18 protein-coding genes are annotated in these 19,818 nt (G+C 44.7%); 7 read left to right on the forward strand and 11 right to left on the reverse strand.

The window, feature by feature from the left end; all coding sequences use genetic code 11:
• Window positions 1-11: 11 nt before the first annotated feature.
• The 6 genes from panC to mazG all read right to left on the reverse strand — a co-directional run bounded on the left by panC (window position 12) and on the right by mazG (window position 4,984).
• Complete coding sequence (gene panC, locus JO943_RS17020; RefSeq protein ID WP_005228751.1) at window positions 12-857, reverse strand: pantoate--beta-alanine ligase; 846 nt, start codon at window positions 855-857, stop codon at window positions 12-14.
• Window positions 858-860: 3 nt separating this feature from the next.
• Window positions 861-1,670 (reverse strand): 3-methyl-2-oxobutanoate hydroxymethyltransferase, encoded by an 810-nt coding sequence (gene panB, locus JO943_RS17025; RefSeq protein ID WP_005228749.1) that lies wholly within the window; start codon window positions 1,668-1,670, stop codon window positions 861-863.
• Between the two features lie 39 nt (window positions 1,671-1,709).
• On the reverse strand, window positions 1,710-2,198 hold the full coding sequence (gene folK, locus JO943_RS17030) for a 2-amino-4-hydroxy-6-hydroxymethyldihydropteridine diphosphokinase (protein ID WP_005228748.1): 489 nt from the start codon (window positions 2,196-2,198) through the stop codon (window positions 1,710-1,712).
• Window positions 2,195-3,643 (reverse strand): polynucleotide adenylyltransferase PcnB, encoded by a 1,449-nt coding sequence (gene pcnB / locus JO943_RS17035; RefSeq protein WP_005228745.1) that lies wholly within the window; start codon window positions 3,641-3,643, stop codon window positions 2,195-2,197. Before pcnB ends, folK begins: the two co-directional genes overlap by 4 nt.
• 140 nt (window positions 3,644-3,783) lie before the next feature.
• Entirely contained in the window at window positions 3,784-4,209 is a 426-nt protein-coding gene (locus JO943_RS17040; RefSeq protein ID WP_005228743.1) for a ComEA family DNA-binding protein, read from the reverse strand.
• The gene (mazG, locus tag JO943_RS17045; RefSeq protein ID WP_005228740.1) at window positions 4,178-4,984 is read right to left on the reverse strand and encodes a nucleoside triphosphate pyrophosphohydrolase; all 807 of its coding nucleotides are present in this window, start codon (window positions 4,982-4,984) and stop codon (window positions 4,178-4,180) included. The genes JO943_RS17040 and mazG overlap by 32 nt, the downstream gene beginning before the upstream one ends.
• Window positions 4,985-5,086: 102 nt before the next feature.
• On the opposite strand from mazG, the gene JO943_RS17050 reads away from it, so the two are divergent.
• Complete coding sequence (locus tag JO943_RS17050) at window positions 5,087-5,860, forward strand: SDR family oxidoreductase (protein ID WP_005228738.1); 774 nt, start codon at window positions 5,087-5,089, stop codon at window positions 5,858-5,860.
• Between the two features lie 45 nt (window positions 5,861-5,905).
• On the opposite strand, the gene JO943_RS17055 is transcribed toward JO943_RS17050, so the two are convergent.
• The 4 genes from JO943_RS17055 to cysM all read right to left on the reverse strand — a co-directional run bounded on the left by JO943_RS17055 (window position 5,906) and on the right by cysM (window position 11,489).
• Window positions 5,906-8,209, reverse strand: coding sequence for a RelA/SpoT family protein (locus JO943_RS17055; protein WP_005228737.1), 2,304 nt, complete (start codon window positions 8,207-8,209; stop codon window positions 5,906-5,908).
• A 31-nt stretch (window positions 8,210-8,240) separates the two neighbouring features.
• On the reverse strand, window positions 8,241-9,650 hold the full coding sequence (rlmD, locus tag JO943_RS17060) for a 23S rRNA (uracil(1939)-C(5))-methyltransferase RlmD (RefSeq protein WP_005228736.1): 1,410 nt from the start codon (window positions 9,648-9,650) through the stop codon (window positions 8,241-8,243).
• A gap of 9 nt (window positions 9,651-9,659) precedes the next feature.
• Window positions 9,660-10,481, reverse strand: coding sequence for a 3'-5' exonuclease (locus JO943_RS17065; protein WP_005228735.1), 822 nt, complete (start codon window positions 10,479-10,481; stop codon window positions 9,660-9,662).
• 78 nt (window positions 10,482-10,559) lie between these two features.
• On the reverse strand, window positions 10,560-11,489 hold the full coding sequence (cysM, locus tag JO943_RS17070; protein ID WP_032875944.1) for a cysteine synthase CysM: 930 nt from the start codon (window positions 11,487-11,489) through the stop codon (window positions 10,560-10,562).
• 149 nt (window positions 11,490-11,638) lie between these two features.
• Between cysM and JO943_RS17075 the strand changes: the two genes are divergently transcribed.
• From JO943_RS17075 to rsfS, 5 genes are all read left to right on the forward strand, one after another.
• The gene (locus tag JO943_RS17075) at window positions 11,639-14,449 is read left to right on the forward strand and encodes an ATP-binding protein (protein WP_005228733.1); all 2,811 of its coding nucleotides are present in this window, start codon (window positions 11,639-11,641) and stop codon (window positions 14,447-14,449) included.
• A 75-nt stretch (window positions 14,450-14,524) separates the two neighbouring features.
• Window positions 14,525-15,313 carry a crotonase/enoyl-CoA hydratase family protein gene (locus JO943_RS17080; RefSeq protein WP_005228732.1) on the forward strand — a complete coding sequence of 263 codons (789 nt, stop codon included), beginning with the start codon at window positions 14,525-14,527 and terminating at the stop codon, window positions 15,311-15,313.
• A gap of 21 nt (window positions 15,314-15,334) precedes the next feature.
• Entirely contained in the window at window positions 15,335-16,201 is an 867-nt protein-coding gene (locus tag JO943_RS17085; RefSeq protein ID WP_202741381.1) for an NAD(P)-dependent oxidoreductase, read from the forward strand.
• A gap of 30 nt (window positions 16,202-16,231) precedes the next feature.
• Window positions 16,232-17,026 carry a hydroxypyruvate isomerase family protein gene (locus JO943_RS17090; RefSeq protein ID WP_005228729.1) on the forward strand — a complete coding sequence of 265 codons (795 nt, stop codon included), beginning with the start codon at window positions 16,232-16,234 and terminating at the stop codon, window positions 17,024-17,026.
• Window positions 17,027-17,107: 81 nt separating this feature from the next.
• Window positions 17,108-17,506: a ribosome silencing factor gene (gene rsfS / locus JO943_RS17095; protein ID WP_005228728.1), complete on the forward strand. Its 399-nt coding sequence runs from the start codon at window positions 17,108-17,110 to the stop codon at window positions 17,504-17,506.
• Window positions 17,507-17,547: 41 nt separating this feature from the next.
• On the opposite strand, the gene JO943_RS17100 is transcribed toward rsfS, so the two are convergent.
• Window positions 17,548-18,819 carry a hypothetical protein gene (locus JO943_RS17100; RefSeq protein ID WP_005228726.1) on the reverse strand — a complete coding sequence of 424 codons (1,272 nt, stop codon included), beginning with the start codon at window positions 18,817-18,819 and terminating at the stop codon, window positions 17,548-17,550.
• 339 nt (window positions 18,820-19,158) lie between these two features.
• On the opposite strand from JO943_RS17100, the gene JO943_RS17105 reads away from it, so the two are divergent.
• Entirely contained in the window at window positions 19,159-19,779 is a 621-nt protein-coding gene (locus JO943_RS17105) for an NUDIX hydrolase (RefSeq protein WP_005228724.1), read from the forward strand.
• Window positions 19,780-19,818 lie beyond the last annotated feature (39 nt).

Raw genomic sequence — 19,818 nt, forward strand, 5'->3', positions numbered from 1 at the left:
CCCTTCATTTTTTATGTTTTAAAGTCAACTTGTAGATTATCAATCAAACGGGTTGCACCCAGTTTTGCAGCAACAAAAACAACAAGGTCCTGATCAAATTGCGCAATCGGTTGCAAGTTGGTCTGACGAGCTTCCACATAATCCACAACAAAGCCAGCCTGTGTCAATTGCGTCGAGATATTTGCTAACACTTGGTTGAGTGCCTGCCCTTCATGCAACTGCTGTTCAGCCTGTTTGAGCGATTGATAAATGGTCGGTGCAATTGCCCGTTGCTCTTCGGTTAAATAACCATTACGAGAACTTAAAGCCAAACCATCTTCGGCGCGTACAATCGGCACACCAATCACTTCAAGCGGCATGTTCAGGTCTTGTACCAGCTGACGAATGACAGCCAGTTGCTGATAGTCCTTTTGGCCAAAGAATGCAAAATCAGGCTGTACAATATTGAATAGCTTGGTCACCACAACTGCAACGCCATCAAAATGTCCTGGACGTGATTTTCCACACAGGTCATCGGTAATCTGACCCACACTGATATTGGTCAAACGCGGCTGTGTACCGTACATTTGCTCAACAGTGGGTGCAAAAATAATATCGCAGCCCACATCCGCCAATAAGCGGCTGTCTTGCTCTAATGTACGTGGATAACTATCAAAATCCTCACCGGCACCAAACTGGATTGGATTGACGAAAATACTGACCACCACCACATCACACAGTTTTTTTGCTTCACGAACCAAGGTCAAATGACCTTCATGCAGATTGCCCATGGTCGGTACAAAACCAATCAGTTTCTTTGAACTACGCGCAGGAGAAAGTGACGCAGTTAAGCCTTGTATCGTTGTTTCAGTTTTCATGGATTAAAGCTCAACCTGAAAAGTATGTTCTTTGGCTGGGAACGACTGGTCCTGCACAGCAGCATGATAGGCTTTAAACGCATCGACAATGGCAGTTTCGCCAGATTGCTCTTTCATGAAGTTACGAACGAAACGCGCAACACGACCAAAGGTCAGACCAAGCATGTCCTGAACCACCAATACCTGCCCATCTGTTTCATGCCCTGCACCAATTCCGATTACGGGTGTATTCGGGAACAATTCTGCAATTTCTTTACCCAGTTGTGCAGGCACACATTCAAGTACCAATACTGCTGCACCGGCATCAATCACCGCCTGACAGTCGGCAATCAGCTGATCCGCGGCTTCACGTGTTTTTGCTTGCAATTTGTAGCCGCCTAACACATTTACAGATTGTGGCGTTAAACCTAAATGTACACACACAGGAATACCATTACGGGTCAACACGGTAACCAGTTCGCTGAGCCAGGCACCGCCTTCGATCTTGACCATTTGTGCGCCAGCTTGCATGACAGTTTTTGCATTTTTCAAACCATCTTCAAGCGTGGCATAGCTCATAAATGGCAAGTCAGTCATAATCAGGGCATGCGCATTACCACGACGTACAGCAGCCGTATGGTAAGCCATATCTTCAACCGTCACAGGAAGTGTAGAGTCTCTGCCTTGAATCGCCATTCCAAGAGAGTCACCGATTAAAATCGTATCAATTTCAGCCAACTCCATCCCTTTAGCCATACTTGCATCGTAACAAGTAAGACATGAGAACTTGCGTCCTTCGGCTTTAAATTTTCTTAAGTCACTTAGACTAATCATGATGATGTCCTCTACAGGCGTTTCCAGAACGAAACAGTCTTAAGCGATTGCCCAAGACTGGTCTGCTATTACAGTCAAGTTTGCTTGCTGTACCAGTTCTAAATCTTTTAAAGAATGACCATTTAATTGTAAATGGGCATCTAGGTCTAATAAGGGAATAACGACGAAATTACGCTCTAAAATACCCACATGTGGCACGGTTAAGCGTTCATTGCAGATCTGCTCCTGACCATAGATCAACAAATCCAGATCAAGCGTGCGCTCTCCCCAGCGTCGTAAACGGACACGCCCTGCTTCTTGCTCAAATTGTTGTAATTGATCTAACAGCGCAAGCGGTGCAAGGTCGGTATCCAGTTGCACAACTGCATTGAGGTAATTCGGCTGGTCTTGCGGCCCCATCGGTGGACTTTGATAAAGTCGGGAGACCTGTACAGCGCCTAGTGTTGTCAGCTTCGCAACAGCTTCACTCAGAATCTGCTGCGAATCGCCTAAATTACTGCCAAGACCGATATAGCTACGAATCGTCATTGCGTTGGCCCAAAAACCACTTGGCTTAAATCACGTTGTACGCGTTTACGCTTAAGGATCGGGTGATCCGCATTAACCGAACCCGTCGTCGCTTTTTCAATAAAACGGCTCGCAGACTCATCCGCTCTAACCCGTTCTTTTTTACCACGACGGCTTCTTGGCTCAGGGACATTGACCAAAGGCTCAATTTCAGTCGTCTTCGGCTCATCTGCTTCGACCGCCTTACGACGTGTCTTGCTGCGTTGACGATTGTATTGACGGATTGCCGCTTCTTTTTGATCCGTGGTCATTTCCTGATAGCTTTCCCACCAGACGCCCATCCCTTCGGTACTACTATCGCCAGACTTCTCACGTAACAGCAAGAAGTCAAAACCGGCACGAAAACGGGCATGACCTGCTAAAGCCTCAATCTGTTGCGGCTTTGGATTGAGTAAACGGGTCTGCATTTCCCAGACTTCACGGATAAAGGTTTCCGCAAAACGCGGAATAATGGTCCGGGTCGCCTGACGTTTTAATACATCAAGTCCAGCTTGTGCACGTGCTTCCGCGGGCACCACCCCTTTGTTCAGATAGAAATCACAACGTTCTAAAAATGGTTTCCATAACAGGACTGCATAGAAAAATGCCGGGTTGATGGTTTTGCCCACTTGAATACGCTGATCGGTATTTCGTGCCGCACGGTCAATAAATGCCGTGATATTAGGCTGAATTTCGGCAAACAGCTGCTTCCACACACCAAACTCGATCAACATCGGCAAGACACGGGTCAAATGCCCCATGGTGAACAGTTTTTGTGATTCATCATATAAACGATGGGGTGAGACATCACGCAATAATTGCGTCATTTCAACATTAAACACATCGAGAATGGATTGATCAATCTGGAAGTTCAGTTTTGCAGCAAAACGCAATGCACGTAACATCCGTACAGGATCTTCTTCAAAACGCTGTGCCGGCTCACCCAGAAAACGTAAGGTGCGGGTCTTGATATCCTCTACCGCATAGCAGAAATCAAGTACGATCCCTTTTCGTGGCTGGTAATACAGGGTATTGATCGAAAAATCTCGGCGAGCAAAATCCTGCTCAATCGTTCCCCAGTTATTATCACGAAGAATCATCCCGGAAGCACTGGTGACCGCTTTTTTCGGTGGGGCACGGAAGGTCGCCACTTCAATCAGTTCACGACCGGAATAAACATGTGCCAGCTCAAAACGTCGTCCGATAATCCGGCAACGTCGACCAAATACTTCTTTCACCTGAGCTGGTGTAGCATTAGTAACCGCGTCAAAATCCTTTGGATTAAGACCTAACATCATATCTCGAACACCACCGCCCACAATATATGCCTCGTAGCCTGCTTTAGTCAGACTATCAATCACATCTAGAATTGAGGAAGGAAGTTGAGTTGTGGACAAACCACATTTTGACGCACGCAAAGTTTGCAAAAGACACTGTCTCCTACGTCAGGACGTAAATAACAATTTGTCGCTAATCATAGCTCTAACACACACAAAGGGCAATTTATTCTGTTGCAAGTTTCAACAGATCTGTCTGCCTCATTCATCACTTTATGACAATATCAGGTTTATAACATCAGCCTTGCTTTGTTTTTCTCTAACAATTTTGGCCCGATTCCCTTGATATTCATCAACTCATCGACGCTTTTAAAACCGCCATTTTTTTGCCGATATTCCATAATTGCTTGCGCTTTTTTCTCACCTACCCCATTTAACATCTGGAGTTGCTGCAAACTGGCCTGATTCAAGCTAATCTTATCGCCCGGAATATTTACAGAAGATGAAAGCCGCTGTGGCGCCTGCTGAGTGGGCCGGGATAAATAATAATTATTATTTGCCTGATTCGCTAACTGCTGGTCACGTAGCTGTTGCTGAGTTTTCCATTGCTGATAGGCCTGGTCAAACTGCTGTGCCTTAAGAGGTGATACACACCCCAAGCACAAAATAATGAATAGAAAAAACTTATGTTTGCGGCATACTTGCTGCAATATCATGGTGGCTCTCCTGAGCTTTTAATTGTCGTTTTGCTTGCTCCCAGAGCTCATCCATTTCAGCCAAACTCATGTCTTGCAAGTCTTTATGTTGTCGTTGTGCCTGCTGCTCAATAAAAGCAAAACGGCTTCTAAATTTATGGATCGTCGCCAATAAGGCGCTCTCACTCGACACGCCAAGCTTTCTTCCCACATTGATCAGTGAGAATAAGCAATCTCCAAACTCTTCCTGAATATCATCGCTATTGTGGCTTTTGATCGCCTGCTGTAACTCTTCGAGTTCCTCATCCAGTTTGCCATAAGCGTCTTCAACACATTCAAAATCAAAACCCAGCTGTGCTGCCTTTTTTTGAATTTCATGTGCCTGTACCAGTGCAGGTGCATGCTTGATCTCATCTAACCGAGACTGTACTTTACCCTGTTTTTCCTGTTTTTTAATCTGTTTCCATAATGCACTGACTTGCTCAGCACTCAAATTTTGATATTTTTCCGCCTCAAAAACATGAGGATGACGGCGAATTAATTTTTCACTGATTGCATTTATCACATCCTGAAAATCAAATAATCCTTTTTCATCAAACATTTGCGACTGGAAAACCACTTGCAACAGTAAATCCCCCAGTTCATTGCGGATTTCGTCGATGTCTCCCGAACGGATTGCTGCCTCGACTTCATAAGCTTCTTCAATGGCATAACGGGTTAAGCTTTCTGGTGTTTGCTGTTGATCCCATGGACACTTTTGTCTTAACTCTTGCATGATTGCCAATAACTTTTCCATGATGATCTCCACACTTGATCGAAGCAACGTGTTGCAGCCCGAATACGCTTATGCGTAATATACACGCACGCAAAAACTATCAATATAAAGCAAGGGAAGGCAATGCAACAGAGTGTTTTTATTAGTGGGGCTGCCCAAGGTATCGGTGCTGAAATCGCCCGCCTCTTCTACCAGCAAGGTTTCAAAGTGGGGATCTATGACATCAATCAACAGCAGGCACAGGCTTTAGCTGCAGAACTGGGCATGTATGCCAAAGCCGGTTATCTGGATGTCAGCGATTACCAACAATGGCAAACAGCATTGCAGGAATTTACTCACTGGGCTGGTGAACTTAACTTGCTCATTAACAATGCCGGCATTCTTTATTCAGGGGCGTTTGAAAATACGGATATTCAATCGCATCACCGCATTATTGATATCAATATCAAAGGCATGCTCAATGGCTGCCATGCCGCGTTAGCGCACCTGCAACAGGCCGGTTTTGCCCGTGTCATCAACCTCTCCTCTGCCTCAGCGATTTATGGTCAAGCTGATCTGGCATCTTACTCCGCCAGTAAATTTGCGGTGCGCGGTTTAACCGAGGCTCTGGATGTCGAATGGCAAAAATATAAAATTCGTGTTCTGGATGTGATGCCTTTATTTGTACAAACCAACATGGTGAAAAATATGGATGCAGGCAGTATCCAGAATATGGGTGTGGATTTGACTCCTGCCGATGTCGCAAAACAGGTTCTAGATTTGGCACGACACAAAGATCATGCCTTGCTCCCCACACATACGCCTGTCGGCATAAAAACCAGACTGCTCTATCAGTTATCCAGCATTAGTCCGCAGTTCCTGAATCGCTGGACCAATCTGTTTTTATCCAAACGTTAGGCATAAAAAAGCTGCATCGAAATGCAGCTTTTTACGTTGACCAGCTTAACTGCCTTGTACCAGACGTCTGGCACTGATAATCCCGGGCTGCTGCTCCAGACGAGCCAGCAATCTGGACAACTGTGCCAAACCTTTGACTTCAATCAATAACTTCATATTGGCAATACCATCTGCCTCAGAAATGGTATTGACCTGACGGATATTGATCTGGTCTGAGAAAATCACTTGGGTCAAATCCTTGAGCAAACCACGACGATCATACGCTTCCACCACGATCTGAACACTCTGACCACGGGTTGGCTGCATTTCCCAGTCCGCTTCAACCGCGCGTTCAGGCTCTTGTGTAGTCATGCGCAGGTAATCTGGACATGCAACCTTATGGATACTGACACCACGATTCAAGGTGATATAACCGCCAATCGATTCACCATGGACTGGCTGACAACATTGCGCAATATGCAGCTCGACATTGTCCAGCCCATCAATCAAGATGCCATGCGCAGATAGCGTATGGCTGGCACGCGGATTTAACGCCGGTTTCAGCACCAGTTCAGGTTCATCCTGATCCAGATGCATCTGTCGGTTGACCTGATTCATCAGGGCATGCAGGCTGATATCACCACTGACCAAAGCCACCAGAATATCATCACCCGATTTCAGGTTGAAATGAGATGAATAATCCTTCAGGTCAATACTCTTGGGATGAATGGCTAAACGCGCCAGCTCTTTAGTGAGTAGCTCACGCCCGACTTCGACATTCTTGCTACGGTCTTGCTGCCTAAACCAGTGACGTAACTTGTCACGTGCACGTGCAGTCTTGATATAACCCAGCGAATTCACTAACCAGTCACGGTTCGGTTCACGATCTTTCTTGGTTAAAATCTCAACCTGCTCACCGGTCTTTAACATATAGGTCAAAGGCACATAACGCTGGTTCACTCGTGCTGCATAGCACTTGTTTCCAACCTCGGTATGCACATGGTAGGCAAAGTCTAGAACAGTGGAACCACGTGGTAATTCCTTGATATCCCCATCACGGCTAAACACATAGATCTTTTCAAAATTCTCAAAATCCTGAATCTGATCAATGCCATTCGATTCTTCATCTTCAGCATGTGGCGTGGTTTCAGTGCGTTCCTGATAATGCTCAAGGACCGCACGTAATGAATGCAAACGGTCATTAAAGGAATGATCGGTATTCTTGGCGCCTTCTTTATAGTTAAAGTGCGAACACACCCCAAGCTCAGCTTCGTTATGCATTTCAAAAGTACGAATCTGTACTTCCAATGACTTGTTCTCAGCAATTACCGCGGTATGCAATGAACGATAGCCATTGGCTTTCGGATTGGTGACATAGTCATCGAACTGGTTCGGAATATGGCGCCAGATCTGATGCACGATGCCTAGAGCGTGATAGCAATCTGGAACGCTCTTGACCAGTACACGCACTGCCCGAATATCATACAGCTGATCGAAGCTCAGGTTCTTGCTTTTCATTTTTCGATAAATCGAATAAATGTGCTTCACGCGCCCAGTGATTTCCGCCTGAATATCATATGCAGCCAGTTCGGTTTTCAGCTTATCAATCACAAACTGAATATATTGCTCACGCTCCAGACGCTTTTCATTCAGCAAAGACGCAATTTCTTTATAGCGTTCCGGGGCCAGATAACGGAAGGCCAGATCCTCCAGCTCCCATTTGAGCTGGGCAATCCCCAAACGATGCGCAAGCGGCGAGTAAATGGTCAGAATCTCACGTGCCACACGCTCTTGGCGCTCTTTACTGGCGGTTGCCAACTCACGTAAGGCATAGGTACGTTCTGCCAGCTTGATCAGCACAACCCGAACATCTTCCGTCACTGAAATCAGCATTTTATAAATGCCGTTTAGATGTTCACGTTGATTATTATTAAAATGGTCTTCTAAACGCTTATTCTTTTCAATCAACTCCGACAGTTTACCCATTGCAAGTGTGCCTTTTACCAAAGCCAGAACCTGCTCGCCAAACTGCTGTTGAATGTCCTCTAAAGTAATCAGACCTTCACGTACACTACGATATAACACTGCCGCTGAAAGCGTGTCTTCGTCGACATGCAAATGGGCCAAAATATCTGCCATACCAATACCTGTACTAAAGGTATTGATACGATGATCCGTCGCTTGCAACTCTTTTGCTAAGGTCAGCTCGGCAACTTTTTGAAGTTGTTTCAGCTCAGCCCCATCCAAAATACCACGCACCCGATCTAGCCAGGAGACCAGACTACTTTGCGCTTCAGCGGCATGTTCTACAGTCGCTTCCTCAGACAACTCTTGGAGTCGTCCAGGTAACTGTTCACGTACTGTGACCATACCTTTCTCCTCTGGATATGTAACTCATTTTTTAATCGTTTATCTCTTCGATTTTTTCCAGCTTCTCAATTTTCTCAAACAGGGCAATCGATTCAACATGTTCAGTATGCGTAAACATGTCCATCACCGCAGCTTTCTTTAACCGATAGCCATATTGTGCCAGTACACCTGCATCCCTTGCCAGTGTTGATGGGTTACATGATACATAAACGATTCTTTTCGCTCCAAAATTAGGTACATATTGCATGACTTCAAACGCACCCGATCGTGGAGGATCAATTAATAATGCATCAAATCCCTGTTTCGCCCAAGAATGATGCGAAAAGTCTTTTGTTAAATCTTGTGAAAAGAACATCGCTTGTGACAACTGATTGGCTTTCGCATTTTCAGTTGCCCGTTGCACCATCTCGTCACTTGCTTCAACACCCACCACTTGACCCGTTTCACCCACACGACGTGCAATCGGGAGCGAGAAATTGCCTAATCCACAGAACAGGTCAAGCACTCTCTCCCCTTGCTGTAACTGAAGCAATTCACATGCCAAGTGAATCATCTGTGCATTTACAGCGCTGTTCACCTGGGTAAAGTCTAAAGGTGAAAATGCAAATTTGACTGCAAAATCATCCAGACTGTAATGCAAGCGCATCGGTGCCTGAGCATCATCTACACGATGTAAACTCTCTGCCCCTTTGGGCTGCAAATACAACTGCCATCCCTTGAGTAACGTAAACTGACGTAATTGGTTGACATCCGACACATTTAATTCATCAAGATGACGAATCAGCAATGCCACCTCGGTATCGCCCATGGCCAATTCTATATGACCGATATGGGCTTTGCCTGTAAGACTTTCGAGTAATTTTCTAAGTTCAGGCAAGCTTTCGGACAAAGTTTGATCCAATACATTGCACTGCTGGATGGCAGTGAGGTGATTACTATGATGCTCACGAAAACCCATCACCAAACGGTTCTGTTTGGCAATATAGCGCACCCCGATACGGGCACGACGGCGATAATCGGTTTTTACCGAACGGATCGGTGCCAGCCATTGCTCAGGCTCTAAACCAGCAAAATGTTGTAAATGCGACTTCAACACATTCTGTTTCAACAAAATCTGCTGGTCAGGATGAATATGTTGCAGGCTACAGCCACCACATACCCCAAAATGAGGACAGATCGGATCGACACGACCTTCAGCCGCCTCACCTTCCAGCTTGATCATGTCGGCTTCTTCCAGACGAGAAGTCTGGTTGGTAATCTTTGCCTGTACCGTTTCACCGACGAGACCATAGCGAATAAAGACTTTCTTGCCATGCTTTTCTTTAGGATGATCAGGATGCGTTCCATAATGCGCGATGCCGCGCCCTTCATGAGAAAACGCTTCGATTTGAAAGGTATAGGTTGGATATTGGGCGGGGCGATGTTTCGCTTTGTGTTTCAAAAGATGAACCTAATTTTTTGGCGCAAAAGTGGGTGCGGTAAATACAGTATATTGCGATGTTTGTTGCCATACCTGTAAAAATTCAGTTTGTTGCGTTTGAGTTTGTAAATAATCAATCGTTGCCTGAATCAACTGTTGATGATCCTTTTGATTGAGCTGACCTTTTAGCAACAACCAGCGGATATAGACCAGCCATGTATTCAGCACATCGCCTTCACAATAACTGGTCAGTTTTAACCATTGTTCAGTACGGACATAGTCTGGCACACGATAGCCAACTTCACCACGTTTGCCCGGAAAACCCAGCAAACAGGCAATATCATCCAGCTTCTGGAAATTACGACCATTAAACATGGCCATCACATCCATCAGGTCAACATGACGATGGTGATAGCGATTCTGATAATTGTTGTAGCGCTTCTGCTGGTCAATTTCGCCCTGATCAAACAGGCTCGGCGCAGACAGGCCGTGGTACATGGCACGGAACAGAATCACAGGCAAGTCAAATTGCGAACCATTCCAGCTCACTAGTGTCGGCTGTTTCTTGTCAAAAATAGACAGAAACTTGGCCAGCATTTCTGCTTCGCTATTCTGCTCCTGACTGAATGAAAACAGGCGAAAGCCTTTTTCATCAATCCATAATCCAGAAATACAGACAATCTCATGTAAAGGCAGACGCTGAAATTCTACACCTGATTCCTGGCGGCGAATCTTGGTCAGCGCCTGTTCTACATCGGCTGCTGGCAAGTCCAGATCATGGAGATGTGCCCCGGCCTTGAGATCAGTCAGGGTCTCAATATCAAACACTAAAATCGGAAAGCGTAAATTCATTTCAGAATTCCCTTACGGAGCGAAACAGCTCCCTTGAACCAAGGGTGAGCTGTCATTATAACAGCGCCCGACGGGAGATTAGTCTTCATCTTGAACTGAAAATAAACCCGTTGATAAATAACGGTCACCGCGGTCGCAGATAATGCAGACAATCACGGCATCAGGAGTTTCTTCAGCAAGTTTAACCGATGCCCAAACTGCACCACCAGAAGAAGTACCCGCGCTGATCCCCTCGGTACGTGCCAGCTTACGCATGGTTTTTTCTGCTTCAATCTGGGGAATATCAATAATACGGTCGACACGACTTCGATCAAAAATGGTTGGCAAATATTCTTCAGGCCAACGGCGAATCCCCGCGATGCTGGAACCGTCCGAAGGTTGTAAACCGACAATCTGAATATCAGGGTTTTGTTCCTTCAAATATTTAGAAACCCCCATGATCGTACCTGTGGTGCCCATCGAGCTAACGAAATGGGTAATCTTGCCGCCTGTTTGCTTCCAGATTTCAGGTCCTGTGGTCAGGTAATGGGCCTCGACATTGTCCGGGTTACCAAACTGGTTCAGTACAAAACCCTTGCCTTCTGCCTGCATCTGCATCGCCAGATCACGCGCGCCTTCCATGCCTTGCTGCTGAGTCACTTCAATCAACTCCGCACCATAAGCCAGCATGGCATCTTTACGTTCCTGACTCATGTTGTTCGGCATGATCAGCTTCATTTTATAGCCGCGCATGGCCGCAACCATCGCCAAAGCAATACCGGTATTACCACTGGTCGCTTCAATCAAGGTATCGCCTGGCTGGATCTGTCCACGTTTTTCGGCCTGTACAATCATGTTATAGGCAGGACGATCCTTGACCGAGCCTGCCGGATTGTTACCTTCTAATTTGGCTAATACCGTGGCCTGGGTATGACACGCTAAACGCTGCAAACGTACTAAAGGGGTTTTACCGACATACTCATCCAGTAAAAATTCATCTGCTAAAAAATCAGTTTGCGTATTCGTCATGATCGACACCGATATTAAGGTGGCGACTATTGTATGAAAAAAACAGAAATACTGCACCATTTCACTCTGCTTTTTATTGGCAAGCAGATCGCTGCGCTTATCAGAAAGCATGCTAAGATATTGCGCAGAATGATAAATCTGACCGAACTATGTCAAATTTCAATAAGACCATATCGAAACGTTTACGCCTCAATCATGCTTATGGGCAGTTGATTGCACTGATTCTTGTGCCAATTGCAATTTTGACAAGTGTAGGAATTCTCTGGGTTTTAGCCGAAACCACCAACTCAGCCAAACAGCAACAGCGCTCAGATGCCTCGGCGATTCTGGCGCGTTATCATCAAACCGCGAATGATTTATTAAAGCTGGTGCAAGAGCAGCCCGATCAATATGACCGTGCGCAAAACATCATGCAAAAAATGTTTGATGAAAAGAATTTACAACGTGCCGTGCTGATTGATAATAAAGGACAGACCTATTTAAGTGTCGGTTATCAAAACAACCGCTTCTGGCCTAACTTCCCCAATAACAGTAATTTTTTCGGCCCGATTTCGCATAACCACAACAATATTTACGGCGCAAAACTGGACAATGGTAATCCTGATTCGGTCTGGCTGATGATTGAACTGGACAATCAACCACTGGAACTGGCCCGCTATAAAGTCTTACTTTCATTGGTGGTCACCGGTTTATTGACCATCCTGATTTTACTGTTCTGCCTGAATGTGTTCTCCCGTCGCTGGCTGGCCCCGATCTACGAGATTCGTATGCAGATGCAACGACTCAATGCCGACACCCTCGATCAGCACATTGTGGTGAACAGTACCGGTGAACTGCGGTTACTACAGCGTGACATTGCCAACGTGGTCAAACGCCTGCACTTTAGCTTTCTCGAATTAAAAGAACATACCGAACAGACCGAAGAAGATTTACGCCGGACTCTAGATACCTTGGAAGTTCAGAACATTACCTATCGTCAAGCACGTGATCAGGCGATTTCATCCAATCAGTCCAAGTCGGTTTTCCTAGCCAATATCAGTCATGAGCTCAGAACGCCACTCAACAGTATTGATGGCTTTATTCATTTGCTCTTACGTCAACAAAACCTGAGTAATGAACAAAACCTGTATCTGCAAACCATTCGAAAATCCTCAGCGCATTTATTGGCACTGATTAATGATGTACTGGACTTTTCTAAAATTGATGCAGGTAAACTGGAACTCGAAACCGCCCCGTTTGATCTTGAAGAAGCCATCTTTGATGTGATGGATATGCTCTCGCCGCTGGCGGCACAAAAGCATATCAATATGGCCTTCTATTATGCTGAAAACATACCACAGCATGTGGTCGGTGATGCGCTACGCTTCAAACAGATTCTGACCAACCTGATTTCCAATGCGATCAAGTTCACCCCTGACGGTGAGATCATCGTGCGGGTGCGGATGGAAGATGATGAAATTGGACAATGTTTATTGCATTTCAGCGTACAGGACAGCGGCATTGGCTTAAGCGGCACTGACCGTAAAAAATTATTTGAATCCTTTTCCCAAGGGGATGCTTCGGTTACCCGTCAATTTGGCGGAACCGGACTCGGTCTGGCCATTTCCAAGCAATTGGTACACCTGATGCATGGCCAGATTGGCTTTGAGGATAATCAGGAGCGCGCACCTACAGAGAAAGGCTCGACCTTCTGGTTTACCGCATCCTTTAAAGTGGAAGAACAGGATGAGTTTGTCGAGCATCCTCATTTTGACCATTTACAGGTGGTGTCTTATCTGGCCCACCCTGCGACGGCCAGCGTGTTACGCTCCTATCTGGAAAATTATCGGGTTTCCCATATCGAAACCCAATCCATTCTGGACTTGTTTAGCCGTTTAAATCATCTCAATCAGCAAGAAAGCACCTGGCTGATTGTGGACCATAGCGGCGATACCGAAGCCCTGTTAAAAGAAATTCGTCAGCGTTATCACGGTAACCTTGCGGTGTATGGTTACCAGATGAGCCTTGATCCGAATATGCTGAATGAATATCGCGCGCGTCCGCTGTATCAACCACTTAGTCGTCGCGAACTGGTTCAGTTGCTCGGTAACCAGCCTATTTTTGAACAGGAACCTGAAGACTTTAATGGTCAAGGTCTACACGTTCTGGCAGTTGACGATCATCTACCCAACCTGATTGTACTTGAAGCGTTACTGGGTGAACTCAATGTCACCACCACCAAAGCACTCAGCGGACAAAAAGCCATTGATATTATTCAGGAGCGTATCGAGCAAAAATCACCACCATTTGATCTGGTATTTATGGACATTCAAATGCCGGTCATGTCAGGGATTGATACCACGCGCGCCATCCGCTCTCTGGAATCGACGCTTGATAATGGCATGCAACTGCCTATCATTGCCCTCACCGCACACGCACTGGCAGATGAAAAGCAGAAGTTACTTAAAGTGGGGATGAATGACTATGTCACCAAACCGATTCAGATGGAACAGATCATCCAGATCTTGACGCACTGGACCAAGAATAACTTTAGTGCCCAGCCAGTCAATATTGAACAAAAGCGTCCAGTCGAGTCCATTGACCCTCATATTCTGAACTGGCAACAAAGCGTGCAGTTGGCTGCGAACAAAGAAGATTTGGCGCAAGACCTGTTGAATATGCTGGTCGACAGTTTCGATACCGAACTTGCAGAAATGCAGCAGTTGATTGAAATGGAAGATTTTCCACAGCTTGAGCATGTGTTGCACCGTCTGTATGGCGCAACCCGCTATGTCGGTACACCGAATCTGCAACAGGTCTCAGGTGAGTTTGAACAGTTTGTCTCGACCTTACGTAAAGAGCGCCGTAAAGCAGATGATCAATTTATCCGTGAAACCAATCATCGTTTCAGTGAGCTCAATACAGCGATTGAACAGGTCAGACAGGCAGCACATTTGATCTTGCATGCGCACGACAGTTAAGGTGACTGGGGTGTCATGTTTCAGCCCTGACACTCATGTTATGCTGCCTCATCGAACACAATAAGAGTAAGACAGATGGCACTTTTACGCGTTGAAAAGAACAATGGAATTGCGACCGTTTCTTTAAACCGACCAGATAAACGCAATGCAATGAGCTTTGCCTTGCTAAAAGAACTGGTGGCCACCGCCAAAAAAATTGAAAAAGACCGTTCAATCCGCTGTGTCATCTTAACGGGTGAAGCCAATGTATTTAGTGCTGGCATCGACCTGTCTGATCTAAATAATCCGAAGAATACCGCATTTGCAGCATGGGAACTGATCAAGCCGGGCCAGAGCCTGTTTCAAAAAGCATTTTTAATCTGGCAGAAGCTGCCGATTCCTGTGATTGCAGCCATTGAAGGCTATTGCTTTGGCGCTGGCATGCAACTGGCACTTGCCGCAGATATTCGCATCGCAACACCAAGCACTAAAATGTCGATTATGGAAAGTCGCTGGGGCCTTGTACCGGATATGGGACTGACCCGTTCCCTGAAAGGTCTGATTGGCGTTGATCTTGCCAAAGAACTGACGCTGACCGCACGCATCTTTGATGCCGAATATGCCAAGCAAATCGGTCTGGTGACGCATTTAGACAACGATCCATTGGCAAAAGCCAAGCTGATTGCCGAAGAAATATTACAGCGTTCACCCGATGCGATTATGGCTGCAAAACGCGTGCTGGATGCAATGGAACACCAACCGGAAAAAGCATTACGTCTGGAAAAGCTGTGGCAACTTAAACTCATATTAGGTAAGAATAGTCGTCTTGCGCGTAAGAAGGATAAAAACCCGGAAGTGGAATTTTTACCGCGCCAATATAAATAAGCACAGTCAGGGAATATTCACATGCAGGTTAATCAACAAACACCCATCGCATTTTTAGGTATGGGTTTAATGGGTACACGTATGGCCAGCCGACTGTTACAAGCTGGTTATACGGTGGCGGTCTGGAACCGTAGTCCTCATGCATGTGAAGCGCTGATTCAACAAGGTGCCCAAAGTCTGGACTTGGCAGAGATTGGAAATTACCCTGTGGTTTTAACCTGTCTGGCCGATGATCAGGCCGTTCAAAGTGTATTTTCCCAAATTCAGCCAGCCTTAAAAGCACAACAAATTATTGTGGATTTTTCCAGCTTATCGGTTGCCGCGACGCTAAGTCTTGCCCAAGCAGCACAACAACAGGGTGTAACCTGGATTGACTCCCCTGTATCCGGTGGAACCATGGGGGCTGAACAAGGAACCTTAGTCATTTTTGCGGGTGGAGATGCAGCAACTATCCAGCAACTTGATCCTATTTATCAGGCGCTGTCCCAGCGGGTGACCCGTATGGGTGACTCGGGTACAGGTCAAGCCACCAAGATTTGCAATCAGTTAATTGTGGCTGCCAACAGCACTTTAATTGCTGAAGCGGTGGCACTTGCAGATCAGGCAGGTGTAGATACCACCCTACTGGCGCCCGCCCTTGCAGGCGGCTTTGCCGACTCAAAGCCGTTCCAGATACTGGCGCCGCGTATGGCAACCGATACTTTTGAGCCGGTGCAATGGAAAGTGCAAACTTTGTCAAAAGACCTCAACAATGCACTACAACTGGCACAAAGTTTTAACTTAAAGATACCTGTCGCACAAAAAGCACTACTACAGTTACAAGCCCACCAAGAAAATGGCTTTGCTGAGAAGGATTTGGCTACTATTATCAAAGTTATAGAACAATAAACAGGGTCTATTGATTCAGGGAGTCAGAATATGAGCCATCTCGCAGTCAATTTATCAATGATTTTTACCGAAGTCCCTTTAATTGAGCGCTTTGCTTTAGCCCAAGCACACGGATTTCAACAGGTTGAAATTCAGTTTCCTTATGAATTAGACGTAGTTGATCTGCGCACCCAACTGGAACAACACAATCTGTCACTATGCCTGATCAATGTTCCTGCCGGTGATCTGATGCAGGGCGGTGATGGACTGGCAGGTATCCCGGGAAAAGAAATTGAATTCCATCAGGCACTTGAACTGGCAATACGCTATGCTACCGCACTCAATGTGCCGCGCGTTAATATTCTGGCTGGCAAACAACCTCTGGATGCGGATCTGCTCCCTTGCCTGAATACGCTGGCCAGCAACCTGAAGCTTGCTTGCCACATGTTGAGCGAGCAAGGAATCGAACCGGTTTTCGAGATGATTAATGGCACCGATATGCCACGTTTTTTGATCCAGAACATTGCTCAAGGTCAGGAAATGTTAGAGGCAGTCAACCATCCAGCCTTAAAAATGCAATATGACTGTTATCATATGGCGATGATGGGTGAGGACGTTTTAGCCGGGCTACAAGAAAATCTGCACCAGATTGGACATATTCAATTTGCCGACTGTCCGGGTCGCCATGAGCCAGATACAGGAAATATCCCCTATAAACAGATCTTTGACTGGCTGCTACAAAGCGACTATCGCGGCCTTATTGCAGCGGAATATCGGCCAAAAAATCAGTCAGATCAATCTTTTGCCTGGAAAAAGAAGTACTTTTCCAATGATGTGAATACATAAACTGTTACTGCTAAAATTTGAACTTTTTAGAGAAAAACGGTATATTTGACAATGAGCAATTGTCAGGAAAATATACCCTCTATGAATTTAGAACCATCGCCCAGCGCTTCTAATTCTCACGACCTAAAAATCAAAACAGCGAACAAAGATGTACACGCTTGCCTTAAAGTTGTACATGAAGCTCTCACTGATGTAAAAGCCAAAGATATTCTTGAACTTGACGTAAGTACGATCAGCAATGTTGCCGATGCAATTGTAATTGCAAGCGGCACATCGACACGTCATGTTAAAGCCCTTGCAGACAATGTTGCTGATGAAGCACGTAAAGCAGGTTTCCGCCCAATCGGTGTCGAAGGTGAACGCGATGCCGAATGGATCTTAATCGATCTCGGTTTCGTTGTGGTACATGTGATGTTACCAACCGCGCGTAAGTTCTACGACTTAGAAAGCTTATGGCGTGCACCCGAATCTGTAGCGTAAAGCTCTCCAAAAAAGCGACCGAATCGGTCGCTTTTTTATATTTAAGTAAGTAACTCCTGGACTTTTTCACATTCCACTTGATATTGTTCTGTGAGATTAGAAACCTGACAAAAGGTAGCAAATAAAGCAGCCCGTTCCGATTTCTCTTCATTCGTCCAAATTGGCTTATAGTACTGATACTGGACCTCACTTAATAATTCCTTAACCTTTTCTACTAGGATCTGTCTTTCTCTGTTGGTATGACCATATTTCCATAGGCAGATAAGCCAATCAAACTTATTCCAAAAAGAAAAATGATCGTAAGCCTCTAAACGTTGAGCTATACCAAGCTGCTCCTTACTAAATTGATAAAGATTATCAAGCTGTCTAGGTTGAATACGTTCAAGTAAAATAAATTTTCGCAACAAATAAAAAGGCAATCTTAGTTGTTTTTCTTCCAGCACTTTCACAACTTCATTTAAATCAAAATATTCCAACTTCATCGCCTTATATAAAACAACAAATAAAACAGAAGGTTGATTTAAAAACTTAATCAAAGAATAAAAGTCCTGCTTATCCCATTTTAATAACAACATTTGCATCAACCCGAGTTTGACTTCTTGTTCAGTTAAAGCTAGGGCCATTAAGAGTCGTCTAAAATATTCAAAAAAATCAAAATTCCGTTGTTTTAACTCAAAAATAGCAATATCGATGATTGATAAATACTGACTATTCAGTGCTTGAAGTAGAATAACTTCATCCAACTCACCCCGTTGTTGCAATTCATATAAAATTGCTTTTTTAACATCAGCGTATTGCGTTTTTATTAGCTGCTGCTTTATGAATGCAACATCTTGCTTCACAACAAAAGAAATCCAGTATTTACGAATTCCTTGATCATTGGCGAATTGTGCTATCTCTACCAGCTCAAGCTCCGAAAGTAATTTTTTATCTAAAAGATAGTGATAAAGCGTTCGACTGAGTTTTCCTTGTTTAAAACGTAATACAGGTTTTACCTTATCCAAATTCCGGGATATTTTCCTCATCAATATATCTTCAATCTCACCCACGATACGAATTCTTTTTTGAATCGCATAAATATCAAGAAAGTAATCAAGACAAAGATCTATACATTCAGGTCGGTCAACCCATCTCAGTAAATGTTGAGCTGCTAGTTTTCGGTTAATAGGTACATAATCGCTTAATTTGCGCAACAAATGCGGAAATAAGATTGGTTCAAAACACCCCTTTAAGTGTTTCAAGGCAGCTTCACGCTCGTATCCATCATACCAATAAAGCTGGTTAATATACTTCTGTAACTTATCTGGAGTCATTATATTCAAAACATTTTATAAAATTATCACTGCAAGACATTAAAGCTGTTTTATAAATAAATAAAAAGTTAGTGAAAACGAATTTCATCAATTTTAACCCGCATAGTAATAATCATATTTAGCTTCTGACCTAGAAAGCTTATGGCGCGCACCCGAATCTGTAGCGTAAAGCTCTCTCCAAAAAAGCGACCGAATCGGTCGCTTTTTTTTATACTTAAAAACTCATTTTAAGCTAGTTTTATTGTTCCTCCCCCGCCTGATAGATTGCTTCTTTTCATTGCCAATCAGCACAACAATGCTAGTATGGATTCACTAATCAGCAATTAAATCTAAAACAAGATGAAAGATTCAACTGAATGGATTGAAACACTCAACAAAATTACTGGACTCGCGCAAACAGGTTTGTACTATTCAAAAGATGTCTATGACAAAGAACGTTATGACCAAATTATCAGTTATGTTCGCACTTTGATTGATTTAAAAGAAATTGACACTCAAGACTTTATTGCAGATGTGCTTCAGGATGTCGGATATGCAACACCTAAAATAGATGTACGTGCAGTCGTATTTAAAGACAATAAACTCTTATTAGCCAAAGAAACAGAAGACGGCTTATGGTCTATTCCAGGCGGCTGGGCTGATATTGGCTACTCAGCAGCAGAGAATGCTGAAAAAGAAGTGTTAGAGGAAACAGGTTTAGAAGTGAAAGCAACCAGACTTCTGGCCCTGACAGATCGGAGAAAACATCCTCATCCAGCCATGTTTTTACATGTGTATAAAGCTTTCTTTTGGTGTGAGCTTATTGGGGGTGAGCTAAAACCAAGTATTGAAACATCTGAAGTGGGTTTCTTTGGTAGAAATGAATTACCTCCCATTTCCACAGCTCGTGTTACAGAAACACAAATCCATCATTTTTTTGAGTTACTGCAAGGTCTACCCGAGCAGACTGATTTCGACTAAGCTCCAATTCAAACAACTCATCATCTGCAAAGACCAGTA

Origin of the sequence: Acinetobacter sp. 'aerobic (ED)' (genome assembly GCF_904886855.1) — a bacterium.
GTDB classification, from domain to species: Bacteria; Pseudomonadota; Gammaproteobacteria; order Pseudomonadales; family Moraxellaceae; genus Acinetobacter; species Acinetobacter courvalinii.